Annotated in this window: 1 protein-coding gene; it reads right to left on the bottom strand. The window is 69.7% G+C overall.

The window, feature by feature from the left end; translation table 11 throughout:
- A partial coding sequence (locus PMI01_RS06425; RefSeq protein WP_007665766.1) for an OprO/OprP family phosphate-selective porin occupies positions 1-1,058 on the bottom strand: 1,058 nt, incomplete at both ends.

Here is a 1,058-nt window from a genome sequence, read left to right as displayed (position 1 = left end):
CGCGCCCGCCGTGTCGCGGCGGTCGACGTCGACGTCCAGATAGTCCAGCGAGAACTTGGTCACCGAATTGGGGAACCAGTTGATCCCGGCGGTGACGATCTCCTGCACGCCGCCGCGCACCCGGTCGGCCGGCACGGTGGAATATTCGTGGTGGTTCAGGTCGAGCACCGAATAGCGGGCCGCCAGTTCCCAGGCGCCCCACTTGCCGGCCTTGGGGTCGAACGGGTTGTCGATGGTCGGGGCGTCGAAGGCGAAATTCGCGGCGTTGTACTTGCGGGTCTCGCCGGTCAGCACCCAGCCGCCCTCGACGTACCAGCCGCTGAACTTCGGGTCGGTGACGTTGGCGGCGCGGTTGCGGCGGTCCAGGGCGATGTCGAAATACTCGCCCTGGATCAGGAAGTTCTTCTTCTGGGCGGCCAGTTCGAAGCCGTAGTGGCGGGCGCCCGACGAGTCGATGGCCCCGCTGCTGACCAGGCGCGTGCCGTCGGTGCGCAGTTCGGGACGGTCCTCTACGGTGATCGGATAGGCCCCGGCCACGGCGATCTGGGCCGGCTGGGCGATCCGGCTGGCGTTGACGCCGACATGGGTCAGCCAGTCATAGCCCCTGAACGGGATGAAGGCGATGCGGCCGACATAGCCCAGCTGCTCGTCGAAGGTGGCGCCGTCGCCGGCCTTGGCCCCGGTCACCGCGCCCGAGACCAGCCAGCGCTCGCCCAGGGCCTGGGCTTGCAGCGAGATGCGGCGGTCGGCGCCGGCCAGGCCGCGCGTGGCTTCGGAGCCGGAGGGGCGTTCGGGGAACAGCGAGCCGTTGGTCGAGGCGGCGTCCTCCAGGCCCAGGTTCGGCGCGAACGCCCCGACCTTCACCTTGAACGGCGCGTAGTTGTATTGGAGGTAGATCTCCTGCAGCTGGCCCGCGCCGTCCGTGCCCGCGCCGCCGAAGTCCAGCAGCACGCCGTAGTCGAAGTTCTTGAAGGCCTTGCCGTCGACGCCCAGGCGGGCGCGGCGGAAGTTGGTGCCGCTATTGAGGTCGCGGGCGGTGACGGCGGCCGGCAAGCCGC

Source organism: Caulobacter sp. AP07 (assembly GCF_000281955.1).
Lineage (GTDB): Bacteria > Pseudomonadota > Alphaproteobacteria > Caulobacterales > Caulobacteraceae > Caulobacter.
The sequence above is the reverse complement of the archived record's forward strand: the minus strand, read 5'-3'. Positions and strand labels throughout refer to the sequence as shown.